A 6,907-nucleotide genomic window follows, 5' to 3' on the forward strand; every position below is an offset into this window, starting at 1 on the left:
ACAGAATGTAGGCTATTTCAAGTAGTTAATACTTGGTTTTTAGGGTTAACGCTAATATTGTCGCTTTCCTACCCTTCAGGAAATCTTCTAGGACTACCTACGCGACGCATCCTTTCTTTATCGTGTAGCTTTGTGTCCATCCTCTAGGAGCAGCAAATGTATGCACATAAGCCTATCTAATGGCTTCATCGGGATGACAACCAGTTACATCTCTAACAAAACCTATTGCGTAACGCCTCTTTTTTATTAACAACAAAACGGATTTCTTCAACTCCATTTCTGCTTGTTACATCAATTACGAAAACACCTTTACATCAACACCTTACTACTCTCAGATTAAGCACTGAATCTCTCTGGTTTAGATCCCCATACTTATCAGCCAACTTTTAGGGGATTTTTTAATTGTAGTTCAGGTTTGGCAGGTGCTGACTTAGGTTCTGGTTCGGGGGTAGTATTCTGTCCAGAGCCACCGCCGATCCCTCTGTCAGTACTATCGTCTAATACCTCCTTCTCTTGCGGTTTAGCTAACTCAATTTGTCTGCTGATTTCGTCCACAGCATCACTAACTGAGATGCCCATAACCTTGTTCAGCAGATCTATAGCATTATAACGACGACCACCAACAATAATGATTAGGTGATTTTTATCATTACGTTCAAATTGAAGGGTATCAAAATCAGGAGCGCGACCAAGAGGCTTAAATCGTTTAAGGATAGCTTTAATCATTTCAGAAGTAACGGCGCTTTTAGCGTGACTACAAATAGCTCCCGCCTTACGATTTACACGCTCTGACAACTCCTTTTCAAAACGGTCTGTGTATAGATTTTTTGGTGGCTCTCTATACCTTGAGTGAGTAGTTAGTTTTGTAGTTCTGACATTTAGCTCTTGCACTTCATCTGAGAGTAAACCTTTTCTCTGTGCTTCCACTGCGCGAGCTACAGCAGCCTTAAACTCATCGCTTGAGCCTTCAGTTGCTTGTATGCTATCCAACGCCCAACCTTTAGCTAGACCCTGTTGTACCATTAGAGCAGCAATTTTATCGAGAGGTGATTTAGAGGATGTGTCGGCTGTGATCATATCTCCATGATCGATGATGTAACACCCCCACCTCTTACTATAGAAATGGTTCTGATCTGGGTTTTCACGAGGTTTAAAAAACTTACCATCCTCAACAAAATCTTTATCGATGTTGGTCTTGTAAATACAGTAAAACTGTCTTTGCTGCCTCGTTAACTCCCTAATGAATCTGCGACTCTCATCAATAGCTAACTGCTTATTTCTCCTCGCCTGTTCCTCTCTTTCTTTTGTAGATCGGTTGGGTGATTTCGATAAGAATTTTTTACGTTTTTCGTCGATTAGGTTGCGGCGATACTCATGATTATCTCTCAGATCTACTCGGAAGTTTGCTCCAGAATTGAGTTCACTATCAACTCGCTTTCGGCGAGATTTAGCAGAAAGCTTAGGCTCAATTTTGTCCGAAAAAACAGAAGTTAGCAGGTTGTTGCTAAACGGAGAGCTAGTATCACTCATGAATTCGCGCTTAAATTTTCTGACAGACTTATCAACCACTGCTTCATTGGATGAATCAACACGATATTTGTCATAGAGATACTCTAAAAATTCCAGTCCCTCACCTCTAACATTCAGTGAGCGCCATTCCCCTCTACGGCCACGACCTTTCTTGCTATTTATTTTAATCTTAAGATAGCGATTACCTTTAGTGCCTTTGGTTGCGACAGGCGTGATCGGTGATGAGACGGGAGCAATATGCTCAAAATCCATGAGAGCCTTAGTTAGTTCTGCTCCAGATTTGGGTTTACAGGTCTGTAGATGCTTGATCAGAGCTTGCCTCACCTTGTGGCTAGTACTCTTACCCTTTACAGGTGTAACTCGGTCAATTTGTTGCTCTGCGTTTCTCTCCATAACCGTGACTGGATCTAGAAATCCATAGCGAGCGTTAATTTCTGACTGAACGGCTGAGTGATATGACAAATCATTAGGGTTATAAAACTCTAATTTTTTCTGAGTCTTATGATCAAGGAGAGACACAGCAACATGTAAGTGAGGCTTGCGGCGCTGACCATTATCATCGAGCATGTGCTTTCTGGTAGGAATATGCATTTCTGCATAATAGTTAAGCTCATCAAGATCACGATGAGGAACATTTGCGCGAAGCACCTCATCAACAATAGCCTTGTGCACCTCATACTGCTCACTGGTCGGTATTTCGCTGTATTTTTTTACATCTGTCTCATCAAAACTGATAGTAATGTGCTTGTACGCTCCATCCCATTTGCTTCTGTATTTTGCAATCCAATTTGCGTCCCGCTCGATGGCCTCTAATGAGCCATGAATTGGGACTCGTGTATCGTACTCATCCCGATGAACCCCTGTGGTTCTAACCCTGCCGTTCACAAGGTAGTCACCGATGCCATTAATGCGCGTTGAAAATCTAATAATCATGGTGTTTATTTCTTTTTAACTACTTTTATATGCTTACCAAGGCTTTCCTCCATCAAAAATTTTAGAGCTGACATTTGTCTATAAATGAGCACAAATTTCATATCTAAACCAGAATACCTTTCTTGTAGTGTTACTAACGCTCTACCAACACTATTTAGGCGTGAATAATAGAACCGCTCAGTCTTAAGAATTAGGTTAATGTAACCAAGATCTACAGGTTGGATTTTGTAGTTAGGTTTTAGCATTAATTTGCATAGTTGTTGAACAGATTCAGTCCCGACTGCCTTGTCATATAGTTGGCTGTAGAGCGAGTCGGTGACTCTAAAACAAACAACAGAACTTGTGCTGTTTTTTTCCTCTACATCCTCATCAAAAATAACACCTTCAGATACAAAATCATCGCCTTCATTACCGAGGTATCGAATCGAAGATTCTGGCTTAGGAAACGTTGAGTTATGCACTGTAAGAAGGTGGCATATTTTTCTAAGACAGATTAGGTAATTTGTTAGCTGAAAATCGACTTTTGATTTTATTGATTCTTCATTATTAATCATCCCCCAAAATATCTTTGAAAATGAATCAAAGTGAGACTTTTCAATTTCCAAAATAGACACAGCCATCAGATCTCTAGATACATCAACAGGAGGAACTATTCTATCAATATCAATCATTCCTCTAGCAAAGATATTTAAGCTTTCTCCATTCAGTAAAAGAGGCTCTAGTTCAGCCTTTAAATTATTGTCGATTCTGAAACCAATAACCTTATTTAAAGTCTCCTTCTTTTTCTTTTGTTTATTTTGACTCTCTTTATTTGTCATAATAGTTATTTATATTTTATTGACGGAGACAATGAATGGGATTTTTAAGGGCCTCCCTTAAAGCACGAGGTTGTTGTTTGCGGATGCAAAAATGTAAACAATCTGGACGTGCCTCCACAATTTCGTTCTCCACCTAACTTAATGGTACTATATTTTTTTGACTACACAAATTTACATATTTGAATCAAAGTTTTGTGGTTACTATAATTAATGAGAAACGAATAAATATTATGACAAAAAAGAAAGTTTCAATTGAACACCTTAACCTCAATGAGGCGCAAAAAAAAGAGTTTTTGAAGTTGGTTTTGGGTAAGGTCGAAAGTGGTAGACTTAAGCCTATTCAGATTAATAGATTGAAATCTAAATATGAAAATCAACTATTAGAATTCAAAGAAATAATTGATATATATAAATCAAGAGGATTCTCAAATAAACATCTAACAAAACTATTTAAAAGTGGATTTGGTATATCGAAAAAGGATGCTTCGATTTATATAAATATCCCAGAATATCAACTAGATTTATTTATACAAAAACATCTACCGCAACACACTAGAAAATTCAAAAATAAAATTAAAACTAATGACAATAAAAACAAATAATTACAGACAAGGTATTATAGAGTATCTGCTTAATAACCACATATTACATAAGACTAAAAATGGAAAAGTTCATGTTCATAAACTACCTAAAGAATTAATCCCAAAAAAGCCTCCTAAGGAGGCTTTCATTTGCTTTAGAATGGAGGCTCTGTATGCTCAGGCGTGGTGTTAATATTAAAATCTTCTGGCTTTCTAACTATAACTGCACGTACCGTTTTACCATCTAGTTTTATTACCTTAACGCCTTCACCAGATAAGCTCAGTTTACGTATAATTTCGTCCTTCTTTTTGATGTATGTTCCAGCCATGCTTTTATCAAAAATATCTGTAATTATGCCGCCAACCTCTTTACTAGCAGACTTGAGATAAATATAACCCTCAACCATTATTACTGAAGGATGGTTTTTGTATCGCTCATAGATGTATGAAGATACTTCTGAAACAACCATATCCAGTCCATCAGATAGACGATTGAACTTCTTATCTATACCATAGCTAGAGAAAAATTCAGCGATGACTCGGTCTGCTTCTATAGCTGCATCAGAACGCCCCAACACCCGTAGGTCTTCTATAATTTTATTGATGGTATGCACTGCATAACTACATACATGATCGCCGTATACAGTCTTACCAACCTCTGCCCATTTTGCTCGGGATTCTATGCTTCCTTCTCCAGAAATCATATTGAATCGGTTAGCAAATTGATCTTCTACTCCGTATTCGTTTGCTAGGGAACTTACACTCTCTGCTGAGGTGAAAATCTTGGTATAAAGAGGCACACTAACGCTAAGCTGATTTTTGGGAGAAATGGTTATCTCTGAACAAAGTTCTTTAATCTCCGATTTAACAGATTTGAACTCATCAACCCAAAGAATTAGAGCGCGTTTAAATACAGAAAAATCTTTTGCTACTGGAGAGCCAGACATCATTTTTTCCACTTCGGTTACGCTTGTGTTCGCAACTAAACCAACTCGCTTTAACTCATTAAACAAAAAGCCTTTACCCCAATCCGAATCACACTTTAGCCAGAGGTAGCATTTTTTTCTATCGCGAGCGAAACGACTTGCAACAATAAGTTTTAGAAAATCGTCAAACTCAGGAAAATGCATTTTGTAATCATTGATAACATCGTCACGAAGGTCTTCTTCTAAAATCTCACACTCATATGGAATGTGATTAAATCGAACGGTAGCTACGTCAGGTGTTAATCGCATGTAGCTATCCTGAGCAAATATATCAACCTCAATATCAATTCTATCTTGCTGAGAATAATATTTTATGAAGCTGATTAATGATTTTGATGGCACTTCGAGGATTTGTTTTAGTAATGATCTGTACTCAGCCTTCCCGTCAGTAAGGCGGCGAACAGGAGTTTCTACAATACTCTCCAACTCCAAATCGTCAAAAAATGAACCATATCGTCGTGATAAAGCAGAGACTGCTTCACTTCCCTCAAACTGGATGAGAGCACCCTGCTCATTAACTAGATAAATACGTCGATTAGTACTCGAATAAAATGATCCATTAAGCTGACTTTGAAGGGCACGACAATCAATAGGAATATCTAGCCAATCGACAGATTCAGGCGAGGTAACACCCAGAAGTTTATTGATTTTGAATTTAATTTCACTCGCAAGTTTGAGAGATTGCGCATCTACCTTATCTATCGAGCTTTCAATAGATACAACATTATTAAGCATTTCCATGACCATCACCAACTCTATTTAGAGACTTACTCATCAACTCATCAATCGCATCCCTAATTAATCTCGAAGCGTTAGGTTGTGTTTTTAGCCAATTTTTTTGAGTAGTGGTTATTCTGACTTTTATGAGTTCAGTTAGTTGGTGTTGGGGTGCGGGATTACCGCCAAAAGAGGTATTATTCATTATTATTCGTTTTTTTGGATTTATAGATTCACTAACGAGAGGTGGTTAGTCCCTCGAATATGGTTAAAATTGAAATCAATTTGTGCCCACAAAAAGAAGGTTAGTAATTTTCTTTCTTTGATGTCAAATGTATATGAAATAAAAATTCAAAAAATTTAGACAAAAAAATACCCACTCAGGAGCGGGTATCTAAGGTTCAATCTATAATCCCAAGCCAAAAACGAGAGATAGTTGCATATTGTCGAGAACCACCTCAACAACAATCAAAGCAACAATGAAATACTACCAACAAAAATTGGAAAAATAAAATTGAGTGTTTTTTCTCTTGGCGAGGAGGAGGTTACAAAAAATGTAACCGCAAACTCCTATATAATTCACGCATATATAAAACGGGTTACAAAAGTTACGTTGGGTTACAACCGATTATATCGATTTGTAACCGAATAAAATATTAAAAATCAATACTTTAACTAAAAGGGTTACATTTTAGAGCAAAATCCATGACTCTATACATTTACTATTTTTATTACTTTCACTTTTCATTTAATAAGAGTAGGTAGGAAAATGTAACCAAGTGGCTCTAACCCTTGTGCAGTAAGGGTTTCATCGGTTACATTTTTTTTCGGAAAAAGTAACCTTTTTATAAGTGTCTGTTTTATATTCTCTTTTCGGTTACAATTTTCACTTAGATGAGTGTAACTTTTGTAACCAGTAGGATCTGTTATTGATTATAGAACTAGGATTTTGATGGAAGCGCTTTTGAGTGTACGGAGTCCACTCATAGGGATTTGTACTGTGTTAGTTCCTATCGTCGTAGACTTAGACGATGAGCGATCCTAAAAACACCATAGTTCAGGTGCTAAATGTACCTATCATCACCAGTGTTTAGCGGTTGTGATACCAAAATCACCATAGTTGAGGTGCTGGATGTGCCTATAATCACCAGTGTCTAGCGGTTGCGATCCTAAAATCACCATGGCTGAGGTGCTGGATGTGCCTATAATCACCAGTGTTTAGCGGTTGCGATCCCAAAATCACCATAGTTGAGGTGCTGGATGTGCCTATAATCACCAGCCTTAGGCAGTGAGCGATCCCAAAATCACCGTAGTTCAGGCACTGGATGTGCCTATAATCACC

4 protein-coding genes are annotated in these 6,907 nt (G+C 37.8%); 1 reads left to right on the forward strand and 3 read right to left on the reverse strand.

Annotation, left to right across the window (positions count from 1 at the left end; all coding sequences use genetic code 11):
* Positions 1-375: 375 nt before the first annotated feature.
* Together R7O12_RS18300 and R7O12_RS18305 are read right to left on the reverse strand one after the other, a co-directional pair.
* Positions 376-2,463: a hypothetical protein gene (locus tag R7O12_RS18300; RefSeq protein ID WP_130545505.1), complete on the reverse strand. Its 2,088-nt coding sequence runs from the start codon at positions 2,461-2,463 to the stop codon at positions 376-378.
* A 5-nt stretch (positions 2,464-2,468) separates the two neighbouring features.
* Positions 2,469-3,281 carry a hypothetical protein gene (locus R7O12_RS18305; protein ID WP_069524879.1) on the reverse strand — a complete coding sequence of 271 codons (813 nt, stop codon included), beginning with the start codon at positions 3,279-3,281 and terminating at the stop codon, positions 2,469-2,471.
* A gap of 230 nt (positions 3,282-3,511) precedes the next feature.
* Here R7O12_RS18305 and R7O12_RS18310 point away from each other — a divergent pair, with 230 nt between their 5' ends.
* A complete protein-coding gene (locus tag R7O12_RS18310; protein ID WP_069524880.1) occupies positions 3,512-3,883 on the forward strand; it encodes a hypothetical protein in 372 nt (123 codons plus the stop codon).
* A gap of 134 nt (positions 3,884-4,017) precedes the next feature.
* On the opposite strand, the gene R7O12_RS18315 is transcribed toward R7O12_RS18310, so the two are convergent.
* Positions 4,018-5,589, reverse strand: a complete 1,572-nt coding sequence (locus tag R7O12_RS18315) for a hypothetical protein (protein ID WP_318126217.1) — start codon at positions 5,587-5,589, stop codon at positions 4,018-4,020.
* Positions 5,590-6,907: the final 1,318 nt, after the last annotated feature.

The sequence above is a fragment of the Vibrio sp. Vb1574 genome, from assembly GCF_033338675.1.